The 17,551-nt window shown below is 64.3% G+C and carries 15 protein-coding genes, 1 pseudogene and 1 riboswitch; of the genes and pseudogenes, 8 read left to right on the forward strand and 8 right to left on the reverse strand.

Translation table 11 applies throughout. The features are described from left to right. Positions 1–215 precede the first annotated feature (215 nt). The 3 genes from ABD687_RS15645 (at position 216) to cycA (ending at position 2,456) form a co-directional block, all read left to right on the forward strand. On the forward strand, positions 216–383 hold the full coding sequence (locus tag ABD687_RS15645) for a hypothetical protein (RefSeq protein WP_302263130.1): 168 nt from the start codon (positions 216–218) through the stop codon (positions 381–383). 74 nt (positions 384–457) lie between these two features. Then, positions 458–555, forward strand: a riboswitch (glycine riboswitch). Between the two features lie 158 nt (positions 556–713). Next, positions 714–917: a hypothetical protein gene (locus ABD687_RS15650; RefSeq protein ID WP_310289787.1), complete on the forward strand. Its 204-nt coding sequence runs from the start codon at positions 714–716 to the stop codon at positions 915–917. 54 nt (positions 918–971) lie between these two features. After that, positions 972–2,456, forward strand: coding sequence for a D-serine/D-alanine/glycine transporter (gene cycA, locus ABD687_RS15655; RefSeq protein ID WP_310289785.1), 1,485 nt, complete (start codon positions 972–974; stop codon positions 2,454–2,456). 89 nt (positions 2,457–2,545) lie between these two features. Here cycA and ABD687_RS15660 read toward each other — a convergent pair whose 3' ends face one another. The 3 genes from ABD687_RS15660 to ABD687_RS15670 all read right to left on the reverse strand — a co-directional run bounded on the left by ABD687_RS15660 (position 2,546) and on the right by ABD687_RS15670 (position 6,015). After that, the gene (locus ABD687_RS15660; protein WP_310289783.1) at positions 2,546–3,409 is read right to left on the reverse strand and encodes a hypothetical protein; all 864 of its coding nucleotides are present in this window, start codon (positions 3,407–3,409) and stop codon (positions 2,546–2,548) included. Between the two features lie 428 nt (positions 3,410–3,837). Next, a complete protein-coding gene (locus tag ABD687_RS15665; RefSeq protein WP_310289781.1) occupies positions 3,838–4,275 on the reverse strand; it encodes a 6,7-dimethyl-8-ribityllumazine synthase in 438 nt (145 codons plus the stop codon). A gap of 702 nt (positions 4,276–4,977) precedes the next feature. After that, positions 4,978–6,015: an LLM class flavin-dependent oxidoreductase gene (locus tag ABD687_RS15670; RefSeq protein WP_310289779.1), complete on the reverse strand. Its 1,038-nt coding sequence runs from the start codon at positions 6,013–6,015 to the stop codon at positions 4,978–4,980. A gap of 177 nt (positions 6,016–6,192) precedes the next feature. Here ABD687_RS15670 and ABD687_RS15675 point away from each other — a divergent pair, with 177 nt between their 5' ends. Next, positions 6,193–6,450 carry a hypothetical protein gene (locus ABD687_RS15675; protein WP_302263120.1) on the forward strand — a complete coding sequence of 86 codons (258 nt, stop codon included), beginning with the start codon at positions 6,193–6,195 and terminating at the stop codon, positions 6,448–6,450. 122 nt (positions 6,451–6,572) lie between these two features. Here ABD687_RS15675 and ABD687_RS15680 read toward each other — a convergent pair. Together ABD687_RS15680 and ABD687_RS15685 are read right to left on the reverse strand one after the other, a co-directional pair. Next, a pseudogene (locus tag ABD687_RS15680) lies at positions 6,573–7,070 on the reverse strand (MFS transporter); the annotation flags it as partial. A 21-nt stretch (positions 7,071–7,091) separates the two neighbouring features. Continuing rightward, a complete protein-coding gene (locus ABD687_RS15685; protein WP_310289777.1) occupies positions 7,092–7,751 on the reverse strand; it encodes an MFS transporter in 660 nt (219 codons plus the stop codon). Positions 7,752–7,965: 214 nt separating this feature from the next. Between ABD687_RS15685 and ABD687_RS15690 the strand changes: the two genes are divergently transcribed. From ABD687_RS15690 to ABD687_RS15700, 3 genes are all read left to right on the forward strand, one after another. Continuing rightward, positions 7,966–9,279, forward strand: coding sequence for an MFS transporter (locus ABD687_RS15690; RefSeq protein ID WP_310289775.1), 1,314 nt, complete (start codon positions 7,966–7,968; stop codon positions 9,277–9,279). Next, positions 9,276–9,956 carry a FadR/GntR family transcriptional regulator gene (locus ABD687_RS15695; protein WP_310289773.1) on the forward strand — a complete coding sequence of 227 codons (681 nt, stop codon included), beginning with the start codon at positions 9,276–9,278 and terminating at the stop codon, positions 9,954–9,956. Before ABD687_RS15690 ends, ABD687_RS15695 begins: the two co-directional genes overlap by 4 nt. A gap of 74 nt (positions 9,957–10,030) precedes the next feature. Continuing rightward, entirely contained in the window at positions 10,031–10,858 is an 828-nt protein-coding gene (locus ABD687_RS15700; protein WP_310289771.1) for a shikimate 5-dehydrogenase, read from the forward strand. A 139-nt stretch (positions 10,859–10,997) separates the two neighbouring features. On the opposite strand, the gene ABD687_RS15705 is transcribed toward ABD687_RS15700, so the two are convergent. The 3 genes from ABD687_RS15705 to ABD687_RS15715 form a co-directional block, all read right to left on the reverse strand. Beyond that, positions 10,998–12,818 (reverse strand): calcineurin-like phosphoesterase C-terminal domain-containing protein, encoded by a 1,821-nt coding sequence (locus ABD687_RS15705; protein ID WP_310289769.1) that lies wholly within the window; start codon positions 12,816–12,818, stop codon positions 10,998–11,000. Positions 12,819–13,034: 216 nt separating this feature from the next. Then, positions 13,035–14,858 (reverse strand): calcineurin-like phosphoesterase family protein, encoded by a 1,824-nt coding sequence (locus ABD687_RS15710; RefSeq protein ID WP_310289767.1) that lies wholly within the window; start codon positions 14,856–14,858, stop codon positions 13,035–13,037. A 231-nt stretch (positions 14,859–15,089) separates the two neighbouring features. Next, entirely contained in the window at positions 15,090–16,268 is a 1,179-nt protein-coding gene (locus ABD687_RS15715) for an MFS transporter (protein ID WP_310289766.1), read from the reverse strand. 351 nt (positions 16,269–16,619) lie between these two features. Between ABD687_RS15715 and ABD687_RS15720 the strand changes: the two genes are divergently transcribed. Next, a complete protein-coding gene (locus tag ABD687_RS15720; protein WP_344761022.1) occupies positions 16,620–16,787 on the forward strand; it encodes a toxin-antitoxin system HicB family antitoxin in 168 nt (55 codons plus the stop codon). The last annotated feature ends 764 nt before the right edge of the window (positions 16,788–17,551 follow it).

Genomic DNA, 17,551 nt, shown 5'->3' on the forward strand with positions numbered 1-17,551 from the left:
GCGGCAGGCAGGCAACACAAGGTTCCGGCCGCCGGCCGGAGGGGACGGAGATGGCGTTAACCGCAGCTGACCCTCTTGCGTCCGACCACGTGAAACTGGACTTCTCGATGGCAGTCGTCGTGTGAAACCCGCGCGAAACACGTACTGGATGACCGTTACAGGGTGGAAACAGCGACGAAAACCGCTGGGCAATCCGGGTTGCTAGCGTGGCACCCATGACGCAGACCAAGCCCCCCGCAGCACCCGAACCCGCCGTTGCACAGGACGCGGCCATCAAGGAGTCCCTCGAGGGCCGCACCCACTGCCTCGCCCGCGAATATGACGAGTCCCCGTTGGAGGATCCGCTCCACGTCAGAATGACATTTTTCGACCCTGCGCTGTAATGAAACGTTCTGCGGTTTGCTCCACAGGAAAACTTTCGCGTAGATTGTGACAGTAGTCACAAGAAATTCGCCGTCGACACGTGGCGGGAGAGTCCCGCCCAAACCATGGGCGGGCGCCGTAGGAGCAATTCCTCCCCAGGAAACTCTCAGGCCCCCGTACCGCCACGAAGAGGCGAATCTGGAAAGCAGCACGACGAAGTTTCGTGCTCACCGAAGGAGCAAGTCCCTCACCCATTGCGGGCAGGGATGGAAACTCTCAGGTCAGTAAACAGATTGGGGAGGAACCAAGAACAGCACGGCACCGTCCGTGCACGATTCGGGAGTTCCCCCATGACGCTCACCACCCACGCCACTGCCCGGTTGCCCCTTGACGCGCCTTCCGGCCAGCTTCTCGATCCTGTCTTGCGGGATCAGGAGTTTGCCGCCCGCGACGATGTGCTCTCCTGCAAGCGCAACGGCCTGGGAATGAGCGCCGCGGAGAACGACGCGACACACGCGACCGAAGACTTGGCCCCACTCGGCGACGGGCACTAGGGAATCACCATGGCGCGTCACCGAAGCACCACCATCCACTTGGAAGGCAACAGCATGAGCAACAACAGTTCCGAGCCCCACCTCGAGCGCGGGCTCTCCAACCGCCACATCCAGCTAATCGCGATCGGCGGCGCCATCGGCACCGGCCTGTTCATGGGCTCCGGCAAGACCATTGCGGTCGCCGGCCCCTCCGTGATCTTTGTGTACATGATTATCGGCTTCATGCTCTTCTTCGTGATGCGTGCGATGGGCGAACTGCTGCTGAGCAACACCAATTACAAGAACTTCTCCGACTTCGCCGGGGACATCCTGGGCCCCTGGGCGGCATTCTTCACCGGCTGGACCTACTGGTTCTGCTGGGTGGTCACAGGCATCGCCGACGTCGTGGCGATTTCCCACTACGTGGCGTACTGGTGGAAGGACCTGCCGCTCTGGATTCCGGCCGTGGTCTGCATCCTGCTGCTGGTGGCCCTGAACCTGCCGAGCGTGAAGAACTTCGGCGAGACCGAGTTCTGGTTCGCCCTGGTCAAGATCGTCGCCATCGGCGCATTGATCGTTGTAGGCCTGGTCATGATCATCACCGGCTTCGAGAACAACGGCGCCACCGCCTCCTTCGCAAACCTCTGGAACGACGGCGGGATGTTCCCGACCGGCTTCATGGGCTTCGTCGCCGGCTTCCAGATCGCAGTGTTCGCGTTCGTCGGCATCGAGCTGGTGGGCACCACCGCCGCCGAGACCAAGGACCCGGAAAAGACCCTGCCCAAGGCCATCAATTCCATCCCGGTCCGCATCCTCTTCTTCTACGTTGGTGCGCTGGTTATTCTCATGGCCGTCCAGCCATGGAAGCTGTTCAGCGCCGAGGAATCCCCGTTTGTGGGCATGTTCGCGATGGCCGGCCTGGTGGGTGCCGCCGGCATCATCAACTTCGTGGTGCTGACCTCGGCCACCTCCAGCGCGAACTCCGGGATCTACTCGACCTCCCGCATGATCCACGGCCTGGCAGAGGAAGGCGACGCGCCCAAGGGCTTCGCCAAGCTCTCGAGGACCAAGGTCCCGCGCAATGCACTGCTGTTCTCCTGCATGTTCCTGCTCGCCGGCGTGGCCCTGCTCTACGCCGAGGGCGGCGTGGCCGAGGCCTTCACCCTGGTCACCACCATTTCGGCACTGTGCTTCATGTTCGTCTGGTCGATCATCCTGATCAGCTACCTGGTCTACCGCAAGCGCCGCCCGCAGCTGCACGCGGCCAGCAAGTTCAAGATGCCCGGCGGAACCTTCATGCCCTACGTGGTCCTGACCTTCTTCGGTTTCATCCTCTGGGCGCTGACCACCCAGGCCGACACCATGGCCGCACTGCTCTTCACCCCGATCTGGTTCGTGGCACTGGGCATCGGCTACGCAATCCTGCGAAGCAAGCCGAAGCACGCCGAGCTGCGTGCCATGCACGGAGCCAAGGTCGCCCAGGAGCGCATGCTCGCCGCGTCGTTCAACGCCGGCGTCGTCGTCGACGAGGCGGAGCTGAAGGAACCGGCCGCGAAGTAACTCCGCGCAGCAATAAATAGGGTGCCAGCTGGCGCCCCGGAATCCGGTACGACGTCGGGGCCTCTTCCCTTGGGGAGGCGGCCCCGACGTCATGTCGGCGTGTGCCGCCCGCGGCCGGTGCGAAGCGCAGTCTCCGGGTTCCAGGTCCGTTTGGTCTCGAGATACCAGAAGTAGACAAAGAGCGCGATCTCGTACCATTCGACCAGGAAGAGGGCCTGCTTGACCCCGATGGCCGTCAGGACCAGCCACGCAACGACGCCCAAAAGCATCAGGACCAACAGCCCGGCGTAGTGGGGTGCTCGCCCGCCGCTGGTGTCGGTGGCGCTGAGCCGGCCACTGCCCAGATGGCTGGCGATCGCGATGCCCATGCTGCTGATAAGCAGCAGCGCGGCCGCCACATGGACGCCGGCAAACTCCGTGCCCTCAATCGTCCGCCACACCAGCAGCACCAGGAACCCGACCAGCAGCACGGAGCTAGCAACGGTCAGCACGCGGGTCCACGTGCTCTGCAGCAAGGCCCGGGGAGCCCAGTTCATGGTCTTGAAATCGAGCCAGACGAAGGCCGTGGCCACAACAAGCAGCGCCAGCACGGAGACCTGGATGGAATGGACCAGCTTTTGCGCTGCGGCGGCATCGAGGTTCGCAAGCGTCTCGCCCAGCTTGGTGGGGACGAGGGCAACAAACATCGCGTAGAAGCCGGCGAGGTTCAACGCGTAGTCCTCCAGCGGGGGACCCTTGTAGACCACCAACAGCACGCCGATGGCAACCAGCATCGCCACGAACAGGTCCCTGGCGGGGCCGAGGTAGTAGGAACTGATGGAATCCTCGATCGTCCCGGTCAAGATTCCGTAGACGACGATGGCGACCAGCAGCAGTAGCGGAATGACCAGCAGCATCAGCCGCACGTAGCGCAATGTGTCCCGGCCCTGGTGCTCGTCCGTAATTGTGTGCATGCCTGATTGTGCAACAGCAAAGGCCATCTGGCTAGGACATATCGATGCCCTGGGAGAGTGTGTCGAATCGGGAAATGCGGCGGTGCCAACTAAAGCGGGCAGGCCTGCCGGCTCCCGCCGAGGACCGGGACCGTCGGCGGGAACCGGGCGTCAAAGGGGCTGGCCGTGCCCGCGGGATCAGCGCCAGCCAGCTCGTCGGGTTCCCCGGCGTAGGGCTTGCCGGACTCGTCGTCCCAGGAGCGTGGAGCCTTGCGAGTTCACGCCCAATTTCGCGGCCCAGACGGCGGTCGCGTTGGAGTCGGAGCCCAAACACATGCGCTCGCGCGGACGCTCTGAGTGACGGCGGCGGATCCTAAGCGATTTGCTTTATCGTTCTACGTAGAGCGTCCGACCCTACCTTGGTATCGAAGAGATTCGGGCCGCCAATACTAGACTGCGAGTTCTGCGATGGCACGTACTGCGCGAGCGGCTTCGGCGCCTTTTTTCAAGAAATGCTCGAAGTAGAACTTTTCGTGGTCGGGTGTGGAGTGGAAATGGTGCGGTGTCAGACTCACGGAGAATGTCGGCACGTTCGTGTCAAGCTGCACGCGCATGAGGCCTTCGACCACTGCCTGGGCGACGAAATCATGCCGGTAGATTCCGCCATCGACAACGAGCGCCGCCGCGACAACGGCGTCGTACTTGCCCGAATCAGCCAGACGCTTGGCCTGCAGCGGCATTTCGAAGGCTCCGGGCACGGTAACGACATGGATCGTGTGGGACTGGCCCGATGTTTCCATGTCCTGCTTGAATCCGATCAGGCTCTGGTCCACTATGTCGGAATGCCAGCCGGCCTTGATGAATGCGACGTGCAGCTGCTTGCTCATGGTTCTCCTGTGTCAGATTTTGGGATTCGAAAAATGCTAGGTGTTCTCAGTCGGGGACAACTTCGTCGAGCCGCGCGCGGGCCGTCGCGAGATCCGCGATCAGGACGTTGATCCAGCCGCTACCCACGGCCCCGGATATCGCCATAAGCTGCCGGGAGCCGTCGGCGATACCGATGACGCGGGGAACGGAGCGACGTCCGCCGCTTCCTTGAGCGACCTGGACACCCTGGACTGGGACTTGCCAGGCGTCGAAGCGATCGCCGGTTGACGCATGCTCTGCCCGTGGTGCATATGAGCTACTTTGGTCAGCAACCGCAACCGTTCGAGGCTCTGCCGGCCGCCCAGGCTGCGGGAGACTTCGTTCATGAATTCATCCTAGGTGAGCAATTTTCATTCGAAGCAATTGCAAGTCATTCCGTCGAACGTTTCCCCGAATCTTCGGGATGCCGGCTGGTGGCTACCGGCGAAAGCCTATTCCCGTTCCAATGGAATAGGAATTTTCCTGGCCACGCTCGCACAGCCAACGAACACTGTTGTCGGTCCGCAGGTTAAGGCGTCTATCCATTGGCCATGCGATCGACAATGCCCATCCGCGCACCTTGGGGCCAGCGGTTTCCTTGGCACGCAATGCCGGTTTGGCGGGCAACGCCGTCTCCGTGCTCCCGGGTGGGAACACGGAAACGGCCTTGGATTGGCCTGGGATCAGCGCCAGCCGAGCAACGGCGCCACGTGCGTCAGGATCGATTCGATGACGTGCGCGTTGTACTCGACGCCGAGCTGGTTCGGGACAGTGAGCAGCAGGGTGTCTGAGGCGGCGATCGCCTCGTCCTCGGCCAGCTTCTTGGCCAGCTCGTCGGGTTCCCCGGCGTAGGACTTGCCGAAGACCGCGCGGGTCTTGGCATCGATGTTGCCCACCTGGTCGGAGCTGTAGCGGTCGCGGCCGAAGTACTGCCAGTCGCGTTCGTCAGTCAGCGCGAAGATGCTGCGGCTGACCGAGACGCGCGGCTCCCGCGGGTGCCCGGCTTCCTTCCAGGTCTGCCGGTAGAGCTCGATCTGCTCGGCCTGCTGGACGTGAAAGGGCTTGCCGGACTCGTCGTCCTTGAGCGTGGAGCTTTGCAGGTTCATGCCGAGCTTTGCGGCCCAGACGGCCGTGGCGTTGGAGCCGGAGCCCCACCAAATGCGCTCGCGCAGGCCCTCGGAGTGCGGCTCCACGCGCAGCAGGCCCGGAGGATTCGGGAACATCGGGTTTGGGTTCGGCTCCGCGAAGCCGTCGCCGGTCAGCACCTCGAGCAGGCGCTCGGTATGCCGGCGGCCCATCTCGGCGTCGGATTCGCCCTCTGCAGGGGAGAAGCCGAAGTGGCGCCACCCGTCGATGACCTGCTCGGGTGAACCACGGCTAATGCCCAGCTGCAACCGGCCACCGGAGATGAGGTCGGCCGCGCCGGCATCCTTGGCCATGTAGAGCGGGTTCTCGTAGCGCATGTCGATCACGCCGGTGCCGATCTCGATGCGGCTGGTCCGCGCGCCGATTGCGGCCAGCAGCGGGAACGGGGAGGCATGTTGCTGGGCGAAGTGGTGGACGCGGAAGTACGCACCGTCCGCGCCGAGCTCTTCGGCCGCGACCGCGAGGTCAATGGCCTGTAGCAGCGAGTCCGACGCACTGCGCGTGCCGGACTGCGGGTGGTCGGTCCAATGGCCGAATGACAAAAATCCGATGTTCTTCACACCCGTTGCCAACATGGCGGCGGCGGTTCCTATTCCTTGGGACGGCGAAGGTGGCGGGTTCAGCGCCGGCCTTGTCCCAACCGCCATCCATGAAGGAACATTGAAACAAGGGGTGAACCGTCTATAGCGGCTCACCGGGTCGGAATCCCAGCCGGATGCGCGACAGACGCACCCATGAAAGTAGAACAACATATGCCTGATCCACGAGTATTCCAGGCCGTCGTCGGAAAACAAGGCGGTTGGTGGAACATCTGGGTTCCAGAGATCGACCAAGTCACCGCCACCAGGAAGTCCCGCAAGATCTCCGGCTACACCCGCAGCCTCATCGCTTTGGTCCTTGACATTCCGGAAACGTCCTTCCGCGTGGAGCGCGAAGTGGTTTCGGGCGTGGAGCTCGAGCGTCGTTTCACCGCCGTCGTACTGGAATCCAACGCCGCGGGCGGGAACTAGTCCCGGCAACGAAAATGATTCCCTGAACCTGCAGGTAGCAGCAGAGTTCCGGCTCAAAGCCCGTCAGCAATGATCTCGGAAGCGATCGAACGCGGTGCGGTGGAGCAACATGCGCTTTGGTGCTAGCGCCGTTCGGCAAGCCGCGCGGCCAGCAGCGACCCGATGGTGAAGGCCAGGGTTGCCGCAAGCACCAGGAACAGCGGCATGGTCCAGGAGCCGGTGGTGCTGTTGAGCCAGCCGGCAAGTGGCGGGGCAAAGGTGGCGGCGAGATAGCCGCCGGCCTGGATGCGGGCGGAAGCGGTGGCAGTGTCGGCGTTGTTGTGGGCCACGCGGGGGATGATCGAGAAGATGGCCGTGAACCCGCCGCCCTGGGCGATCCCGCCGATGATGGACCAGAGCACGAACGCCTCCGGGGCCGCCAACAGGCCGATCGGGAGCGAGACCCAGAACAGCGCGATGACTCCAGTCGCGATCCAGAGCTTCGTTCGCGCAGCCAACAGGGGCACACCGAAAGCGCCGATGACCGCGGCGATCTGGAACAGCGAAGCCGTTGCGCCGGAGGTGGCCGGCGCAAGTCCGCGCGTGTCCGAAAGCATCAGGGGCAGCCAGGCGGTCGTGGCGTAATAGGCGGCGGACTGTCCTCAAAAGGCGAGAACCAGCAGGGCTACGACCCTGCGGAAGCGGGTCCGGTCAATGGCTGCGCGAGCCGTGGCGGCCGCGGCGCCGGGACCATCCGAAACCACCGGGACCGCCGGTGCGCGGGCCGGCTCCACCGTGGATTCCAATGTCGAGTTGCGCGCATGCCGTTGCCGCAGCAGCCAATAGGCCAGTCCTGCAGCGGTCACCATGCCCCACGCCGCGATCGCCCAGCGCCAGCCAACAACGGCCGCCAGCGGCGCGGTGCCCAGCAAGGTGGCCATGGAACCGATGTTCATGGTGGCCGAATAGGCGCCGGTGGCGGCGGAGATCCGGTTGAACGGGACATCCCGACGGATCAGCACGGGGACGGCGATGTTCCCCAGGGTCATGGCCGCACCGATCAGTATGGTTCCGGCCAGGACCACCCAGGCCGGTCCGAGCGAGCGGATGACGGTCCCGGCCAGCACGCCGGCCAGGCACAGGATGATGGTTGCCTCCGGGCCGAAGCGACGGATGCTGCGCGTCGCCAGCGGGGTGGCGAGCGCGAAGAGCAGGACCGGCAGTCCGGTCAGCAACCCGGCCCCGACCGCGCTGAGCCCGGTGTCGGCCGTGATGTCGGGGATCACCGCGGTGGGCGCGATGATCGGTGCGCGCAGGCTCAAGGCCACGACCACGATGCCGGCGATGACCCACGGGAGTGCCGTGCGCGATGCTGGGCTGCGGTGCGTGGTGGACTCCTTAGGGCTCTCTGGACGTGGTGGCCAATTGGTGCCCTGGTCCTGAAGCCAGCCTAGCGGAGCCCCGGCAAAGGGTGCCGGTTCGTGGGAAAAGCCACGAAATTCACCGCAACAAACATCAGACGTCTAATGTTTAACCATGAGCTCAGAGACGACCCGGAAACCACCCAGCCCACCGCAGGCCGCGGAGGATGTCGCCGGACAGATGGCCGAGGTCGAAGCGGCCGTCGGTGCTCCGGTTGCCGGGCCGGCGCCCGCACGTCGAAACGGCTGGGTCACCGGGGCCCTGACCGTGGCTGCGGTGGTCCTGGTCGGCCTGAACCTTCGCGCCGGGATTGCCTCCGCGGCGCCGCTTTATCACGACCTGGAAACCCTGCTCGGATACGGCACGCTGGTGGCCTCGCTGCTGCCCACCATCCCGGTGCTCTGCTTTGCCTTCGCCGGGGCCGGCACCGCCTGGTTGGTCAAGCACACGGGTCTTGAGCGGGCGATTGGAATCGCCCTGCTGCTGCTGACCCTGGGTCTGGCCGTGCGCGCTTTCGAGTCCACCTGGCTGCTGCTGGCCGGCACCGTGCTCGGCATGTCCGGCCTGGCCATCTGCAACGTGACCATGCCCTCCTTCATCCGGGAGCACCACGCCAGCAGATCCGCGGCGATGACCGCCACCTACACCGTCACCATGTCGGTGGGTGCGACTAGCGCCGCGGCGCTGAGCGTGCCGATCGCCGGAGTCTTGGGATCGCCGACGCTCGGCCTTGCTGCCTGGGCAATTCCGGCTGCCCTCGCGCTGCTGGTCTTCCTGCCGCTGGCCATCAGGGGAAGCCGCGCTTCCGGACCCGCCGGACCCCACGTCTCCCCGTGGCCCATGCTGGCAACACGCAAGGGCCTGCTGTTCACCTCGGTCTTTGCGGTCCAGTCACTGCTGGTTTACACGCTGTTGAGCTGGTTGCCGCACATCCTCATTTCGCGTGGATCGAATGCCGCCACGGCGGGCTTCATGCTGGGCCTGGTGCAGGCGGTCAGCATCCCCACGGTGTTGCTCCTGTTGTGGATGGCCTCGAAGCCGCGGCTCTTGCGCCCCGCATTTATCCTGACTTGCGGGTGCGCCGTCGCCGGCTTCACTTCCCTGCTGCTGCTCCCCGTCGCGTTCTCGGTGATCCCTGCGGTTCTCACCGGCCTGGGACTGGGCATTTTCCCGCTGTTGATGCTGATGATCAGCCGCAGCGGCGAGAGCGCGGCCGAAACCACCGCACTGTCGACCCTGGCCCAGTCCGTCGGTTACCTCGTCGCCGCCGCCGGCCCGTTCGGCCTCGGCCTGTTGCAGGGCGTTCTTGGTTCCTGGACGGTTCCCCTGGTGATCCTCGTCGGTGTGGCCCTGGTGCAGTTTGTCCTCGGCTACCGGCTGGGCGGAATCGGCCGGAAAAAGGTTGTCCCGGCGGAGGTGCAGGCGTGAGCGTGCCCGGTTTGCGGCCGCCGTTGGCCGACGAGGTTGTGGCCCGGCTGCGCGAGGCCGTCGCTTCGGGGCGCTGGGGCGTGGGCGAGAAGATCCCGTCCGAACCCGAGCTCGTGGCCGAGCTGGGAGTTTCCCGTGGCACCCTGCGCGAGGCGGTCAAGGCGCTCGCGCACGCCGGCTTGTTCGAAGTCCTGCGCGGGGACGGGACCTACGTGCGCGCCACCAGCGAAATCAGCGGCACCGCGCAGCGGGTCTATCGCGAACACGCGGACGAGGACGTGCTCCAGGTGCGCTTTGCCCTGGATACGCAGGCCGCCCGTCTCGCCGCCGGCTCGGCCGACCCCGCCGTGATTGCCGTGCTTCGCGCATTGCTGGTCCGACGGCGCGAGGCCTGGGAGGCCGCCGACTACGAGGCCTGGTCGACGGCGGATTGGGAATTCCACCTGCGCGTGGCCGAGGCCTCCGGCAATACTCTGCTGCACGAACTCTACGAAAGCTTCGGGGATGTCTTCCACGGGACCAAGATGGTCCAGCGGCTCGAAGCCGGCTTCGACGGCTGCATGGCAGTGGGCCACGAAGACCTGCTGGACGCGATCGAGGCCGGTGACGGCGAGGCCGCCGTGCGCACCGTCATCGCGAACCTGGACTACTGCATGGGCTGGATGCCCGTGAAGTAGCGGCACAAGCGACGTCATTGGCCGACGAGTAAGCGCAGCGATTTTGGTCCGGGGCCGCCGGATTAGACTGAAGCATGCCGATATTGAACAAGGACATGAAGCTGTGCATTTCGCTTGCGGCGCGGCCCAGCAACAACGGGACCCTGTTCCACAACCACCTTTACGGGCAGCTGGGCCTGAACTGGATCTACAAGGCGTTCGCCCCCACCGACTTGGCCCAGGCCATCGCCGGCGTCCGCGGTCTTGGCATACGTGGTGCCGCCGTTTCCATGCCCTACAAGGAAGCGGTGATTCCGCTCGTCGACCATGTGGCCGCTTCCGCCGCGGCCATCGATTCAGTGAATACCATCGTCAATGACAACGGTGTCCTCACGGCCCACAACACCGACTATTCGGCAGTGCTTGAATTGCTGAAAACCCGCAACATTTCCCCTTCGCTGCGAACTGCGGTCCGTGGGTCCGGGGGAATGGCCAAGGCAGTGGTGGCAGCACTGCGGGACGCGGGGTTCGACGACGTCGTGGTGGTTGCCCGCAATGAATCGGCCGGCCGGATTCTGGCCCGGGCCTATGGCTTCGAGTGGGCTGCTGAAGCCGAGGACGGTGCAGAACTGCTGGTCAACGTCACCCCTATCGGCATGGCCGGTGGCGGGGACGCGGACCGGATGCCGTTCTCGCTGGAACAGGTCACGGCTTCGCAGGTGGTGTTCGACGTCGTTGCCATGCCGGTTCAGACGCCTCTCATCCGTGCCGCACGCAACGCGGGGAAGCCGGTAGTGACCGGTGCCGACGTTGCAACGCTGCAGGCCGTGGAGCAGTTTGTTCTCTACACCGGCCTGACGCCCACCGAAGAACAGGTTCGCGAAGCCCGCGAATTCATGCTGGCAAATACGCAAGCCAACTAAGGCCTGTTCTTGCAGCAAGCGTCGAAGCGGCATCCGGCGGCCCGGTGCACCAAGGACTAAGTGACAAAAACGACGGCGGTGCGCCGCTGCCCGAAAGCCGCGACGCACCGCCGGTGCGCTCAATATGTGAAACCGGGTGTTACTCGGTGACCTGGAAGGCCAAGGTTTCGGTGAATTCACGGCCGTGCATGTCGGTGGCGGTGAACTCCGCGGTGTGCTCCCCGAGCGGGAGATCCGCAGACAGCTCGAGACGCCACAGGTGCATGGAGCGGTCGGCGAGTCCGCCGCCGTGGACGAACTGCTCCTGGATGGCCGCGGGGTCGGAATACTCGGCGCCGATGCGCGGGGTCTCTCCACTCATCTGCTGGGTGCGTACGGCCGCGACGGGTTGGCCGCCGTCGACCTTGACCTCGACGGAGGAGCCGGTGCTGCCCATCCAGAAATTGGCAGTCAGCCAAGCCTGGTCGGCAAGATCATCCTGAGACACCAACAGCGGTTCCTTCAGCTCGGGAGCGGAACCGCGCGGCAAGTCGATGTTCTCTTCGTACCAAGCGCGGTACTTCGGCGTGTTCAGGCCCACGGACATCTGCCGGGCCCCATCGCCGCCTCGGATAGTGAAACGCTCGGTGACTTCCGTGTTCTTGATGTCGAGGGTCAGCACGCCTGGCGGGGTGCCGTCGCGCTGGACGGACGTCGGATAGCCTCCGTCCAGGACCCGGCCGCCGTACCAGTGGCCCGACACCGCGGGAACGGTCAAGTGGGTGAACGGCAGACCCGCCTCGCCGACCTCGTCGCGCCACCCGGCCATCAAATCGCCCTCGCGCAGGTTCTCCGCCATGTGCGTGTGCCCGCCCAGCGAGACGACCTCGCGGCCCTCAAGGATCTCGTAGATCTCCTTCAGCTGCTTCACGGTGTGCGAGTCGCTGTAGTAGAACTCGAGCAACGGGCTGTGGCCCGCCAACACGATGACCTTGTTCTTCGGGACCTGTGCGATGTCCGCGCTCAACCAGTCGAGCTGGCGCTCGCCGAGGCCGTAGGTGTAGCTGCTCTTCTTGGCGGGCACCTTCGTCGGGTACTCGATGTTGCTCAGCGCCACGACGTGCGCCTTGCCGGAGTCGTAGGAGTAGTACTCCGGCCCGAACTGGGCGCGGAAGGAGTCGAACTCGTGTTCCCCGTCAAGCGCGTCGAAGTCCAGGTCGTGGTTGCCGGGCAGGAAACGTGCGGGACCGTTGAGCATGGAGGTCAGCTCGCGGGTCTGGGTGAATACAGAGAGGTCGTCGCCCACCACGTCGCCGATGAACAGGGCGCCGCAACCGGCGTAGTCCTCGCGCGCGGCGAGATCCGCGAATACGCCGTTGCGGGCGTACTCGACTTCCTTCTGGTTGTAGGTCTGGATGTCTGCGCCAATGGCGCAGTGCTGCTCGGGCGACTGGGTCAGCGTGCTTTGGGCCAGCGGGAAGTTGACCGCGTCCGGCAGGGCCCCGGTCGGGGCGATGCCGCCGAACTTCAGGGCCGGGGAGCCTTCGGGCAGGTGGTTGTAGAAGAACTGGGCGATGTTGTCCTCGTCGACAGGGACCTGGTAGCCGCGCGGCTGGGTGACGAACACCGTCATGTTGTCGAACGCCGGAAGTTCGTAGCGGCCGCTTGAATCGGTTGTGGCGATCTCGCGTCCGTTGGACACGCTCACGCCGTTCAGGCCGGGCTCGTTGCCGTCGTGCCGGGAGTTCTTGTTCTTGTCGTCAAAGACGACCCCGTTGAGCATTTCCTGGTTGTTGGTGCCGGTCGGCGCAACGACCTCGACGGCACCGCGGTAGACGGTTGCGTCCCAGTCGGGCTGGGTGGGGGCCGCGCCCGCGCTGGAGGAAAGCAGGGTGCCCGCGGTGGCCAGGACCAGGGCACCTGCCGCGATGGCCAGCGGCCGGACTGGTGGCTTCTTGGACGGATTGATGAACGGCTTCAAGACGTGCCTTCCGGTGCGATTGGATTTTGGGCCGATCGGGGAACCGGCCTTGTCCAGCGTTTCAACGGCAGGTGAACGGCAAGCAGTGATTGGGGGAGCGCCGGGTGGCATGGACGAGGCGACTCGCCGAAGGGAAGATTCCGAAAACGGCGGCGGTGCGCCGCAGCCCGAAGGCCGCGACGCACCGCCAGTGCGCTCAATGTGTGAAACCGGGTGTTACTCGGTGACCTCGAACGCCAAGGTCTGCGTGAATTCGCGTCCGTGCACGTCGGTCGCGGTGACCTCCGCGGTGTGCTCGCCGACGGCTAGGCCGGATGGCAGTTCCAGGCGCCACAGGTGCATGGAGCGGTCGGCGAGGCTGCCACCGTTGACCAGCTGCTCCTGAGCGGCCACCGGGTCTGAGTACTCGGCGCCAACCAGCGGGGCTTCGCCTTCCATCGCCTGGGTTCGGGTGGCTTCGGTGGATGCCGCGCCGTCGATGCTCACCTTGACGGTGGAGCCGGTGGAACCCATCCAGAAGTTGGTGGTCAGCCAGGTGTTGTTGGCCAAGTCGGACTTCGGCACGGACAGCGGGTTCTCGAACTCCGGGGCCTTGCCCTTGTTGGAAAGGTTCGCTTCGTACCAGTCGCGGTAGGCCGGGGTGTTCAGCCCCAGGGCCATCTGCACGGAGTCGTCTTCGCCGCGGACGGTGAAGCGCTCGACGACATCGGTGTTCTTGATGTCAAGGGTCAGCACGCCCGGGCGTCCGCCGTCGCGCTGCAGGGCGAGCGGGTAGCCGCTCTCGGCGTCGCGTCCCGAGTACCAGTCACCGGAGATCGCGCCGGCGGTGATGTGGGTGAAGGGCAGTCCGTCGATGCCGAAGATGTCATTCCAGCCTTCGAGCTTGTCGCCTTCGCGCATGTTCTCGATGCTGTGGGTGTGTCCGCCCAGCGCCACGACCTCGCGGCCCTTCAGCAGTTCGTAGATCTCGGCTACCTGCTTGACCTGGTGCTTGGCGCTTCCTTGGTCGGCGAAGTCGAGCAGCGGGATGTGCGCGGCCAGCACGATGACCTTGTTCATCGGCACCTGGGCAATGTCGTTGCGCAGCCACTGAAGCTGTTGCTCGTCCAGGGCGCCGGTGTAGTCGCCCTTCGCTGCGGGCTGCTTGGTCGGGTACTCGACGGTGTTCAGCGCGACCACGTGGGCCTTGCCGGCGTCGTAGGAGTAGTACTCCGGGCCGAGGTTGGCCTTGAAGGTGTCAAACGCGTGTTCGCTGGTGGTCGAATCGAAGTCCAGGTCGTGGTTGCCGGGCAGGAAGCGGGCCGGGCCATTCAGGACGCTGGCCAGTTCGCGGGTCTGCGGGTAGAAGGAAAGGTCGTCGCCCACCACGTCTCCAATGAACAGGGCACCGCAGCCCTCGTAGTCGGTGCGCTGGGCCAGGTCGGCGAAGGCGCCATTGCGGGCGTATTCGACCTCGTCCTGGTTGTAGGTCTGGATGTCGCCGCCGATGAGGCAGTGCTGCTCGGGGGACTGGGTCAGCTGGCTCTTGGCCAGCGGGAAGTTCACTGCTTCCGGCAGTGCGCCGGTCGGGGCGATGCCGCCGAACTTCAGCTCCGGGGAGCCGGCGGGCAGGTGGTGGTAGGAGAACTGGGCGACATTGTTTTCGTCGACCGGTACCTGGTAGCCGCGCGGCTGCGTAACGAACACCGTCATGTTGTCAAAGGCCGGCAGCTCGTAGCGGCCCTTCGAATCGGTCTTTGTGACGTCGCGTCCGTTCGACACGGTCACGCCGTTCAGGCCGAGTTCTTTGGCGTCCTGCTTGGAGTTCTTGTTCTTGTCATCGAAAACGATTCCATCGATGGCCTCCTGGCCTGCGTCGCCGGTTGGCTTGACGACATCGACGGTGCCGCGGAAGGCAGCTGCGTCCCAGTCAGCCTTGACGGTGGCTGCGCTGGCGGCGGGGGAGAGAACGGATCCGGCGAACATGAGCGCCAGGGTTCCGGCGGCAATGCCGAGGGGACGGGCATGGGCCTTCTTGGACGGTGGGGTGAACGACTGCACGAGCGACCTCCGGGTTGGGGGAAAACCTGCCGACTTATTCGTCGGCACCTCCAACTTTCCAAGTGCAGGTGAATGGGGAACGGGGTTCGTGGTCCGGGAAGAGGTCCTGCCGGCAAAGACTCGCCCACGAATTCGTGAACACTGGGGCGGGCAATGTTCGTGCGATGTTTTTGCCATGGTTCCATGACGTCAACGTTCATGGGCGGGACGCGCGGAATCTATTGCGTGTTGCTATCCGAGGGTGGCGGGTTCGGCATGGCGACGGTTCCATGCTGTGTGGCCGAATGTCGCGGCCGTTGTCAGCAGCGCGCTGAGCAGCAGGCCGTAGCCGAAGATGGCGGCGTAGTCGCCCGTTTCGGCCAGGGTGGCCGTGGCGAAGTTTCCCAGCGAGCCGCCCAGGAACAGCGATGCGGCGAACAACGAGACGGTCGTCGCACGGGCCTGCGGTGCGACATCGGTGGCCCAACCCTGCATTGACGAGTGCATGACCGCGTTGGCGACGCCGATCAAGGTCGCCGTCACGGTGACCACCGCAGGTACCGGCCACAGCATGGAGATCCCGCAAGCCACCGTCAATACCGAGCCGCCGGCACAAATCAGCTGGGTCCGGGAGAAACGGTGCACCAATTTCTTCATCGCGCGGGCACCGAATATCACCCCCACGGCGTAGCCGGTGGCCAACAGCCCGGCAACCCCGATCCCCACGCCGGCGTGCTGAAGCGCCGGCACGATGTAGGTCAGCGCGCCGAGCAACACCATGCCCTCCATCAGGGCAATCACATAGACGCCAACCGCGGCTACGGTAAAGGCGCGGCGAAGCTGGAAGCGGCCGCGAACCACCGGAACTGCCGAAACCTTGGCCAACGCAAACAGGATTGCCGCAGCTCCCAGTGCAGGAATTCCAAAGACCAACCGCCAATCCAGGAAGGTCGCGACGGCTCCTGCTCCCAAGGTGGCCAGGGTCGCTCCCAGCGAGGAATAGATCTGCAGGTCCGAGAGCCCCCGGGCGCGGTCGATCCCCGTCCGGGTATCACCCAGCAGCGTGAGCAAGGTCGGATACAGCGCGCCGAACATGAAACCAGAGAAGGCCCTGGCCACCAGCAACGGCACGTATGAAATGAACAAGGTGCTCGCAACGGCGCCGAGAACGGCCCCGATGAGTGCCAGACGCAGCACCGTCAGGCGACCAAAGCGGTCGCTGAGAAATCCCCACAAAGGTTGCCCGAAGGCGTAGAAAAGCGCATAGACGGCGACCAGCTGGACGGCCTGGGACAAGGAGAGGTCAGTGAAAGTAGCCAGGGCGACGAGCATGGGCGGTGTGGCGAAACGGTCAAAGAATGCCAAGAAGCCGATGGAACGAAGTACCGGATCGGGTATTGCGCCCACTGATTCGGTGGAGTCCTCGGACATATGGTTATTCGTCCCTTTCCAAGCTCGATCCTCGCTATATGAAACCAGTTCGCTTGGAAGAAGGGAGGTTTGTGACGGCCTGCGGTACCTTTCGTGTGGGCGCGGCGGGACGGCTAGGCCATATCAGGTTGCCCAAGTGCTAGCAGCGATCGACAAAAGGAGTCGAAGGATGCAAGTCGTCGCTAGTCCGCGCATTTCCCATTACCGCTATTGAGCTGAATGGTCGCCTGCAGACGAGGAATTTATTGCGACCGTTGCGGAATTTCCCTCATTGTCATGGCTGGACGACGATCAGCACGCGTCCCTTCGCGCATTGGAGAATCTCGTCGAAGGAGTCGTACGCGACCTTGAATTCAATGGCGAAGACGTGCCTGCACCGTTCTCCGAGCGTATGGTGGCAACCTCCGCGTTCGGGTCTCACCGGCCGAGCACCGGCGCCTTGTGGTCGAGGCCCAGAAGCAGGGCGCCTCGTTGAATCGGTTCCGGGGCTCGATCCTGGCTGCCCGGGGCCAACGCTAAGACTTCAAATGGGAACACAAACGTAGGAAACCATGAAGATGGTTGCCTACGCTTCAGGTAGACGTACTACTCCGTGGAGTACAACAGATTGGATTCCTTGCGACACCTCAGCGTCTAAAGATCCTGCCCAGGAAAGAGCGAATCCCGCCGCGGGAACCCAAATGGCCCTCAAGTTCCCACGGATCGGCAGCTGCGTCGGACAGCGTACCGTCCGCGCCGTAGAGGACATGCTTGGTACCCGGGCCCGGGATCTGGGCACCTGCCAAATTTGGGAGTCCGGGGCTTGACGCCGAACCGTGCAGCGCGGCAGGACCCATCCTGGAAGTACTGCCTGCGCTGCCTGCCGAGCGGGGACGTTTGTTTTTCATGTTCATCACCAAGTCCTTTATCCGTACCCTAATTCTAGATTTTTTGTCCGTGTCGGAGCATGAATTCCGACAACATCTTTTGCCATCGGCATCGCGGGCTGCTGGGGCACTGCATCATTCGTCAGCCCTGGGCGGTTTGATTCCTGCCGGACACAAAGTGAATTGCGAAGCCGGGTCTGGTGAATGTGTCACCGGCCCCAGCAGGAGAAGCCGTAGCGGATGGAGCGGAGGGCGGCTAGTTCCAAATTGAAGGCGAAAGGTGACGGTTCCTTGCGCCATATGACATCTCGAGGTCGACGAAGGGCGGAATCCGGCCCGGTGTGACGATGTGAAAGTCGCCAGACGACGTCATGAGGCCTGAGGCAACCGACATATTACGGTCGTGTTTATTCGGCG

The sequence above is a fragment of the Paeniglutamicibacter sulfureus genome, assembly GCF_039535115.1.
GTDB lineage: Bacteria > Actinomycetota > Actinomycetes > Actinomycetales > Micrococcaceae > Paeniglutamicibacter > Paeniglutamicibacter sulfureus.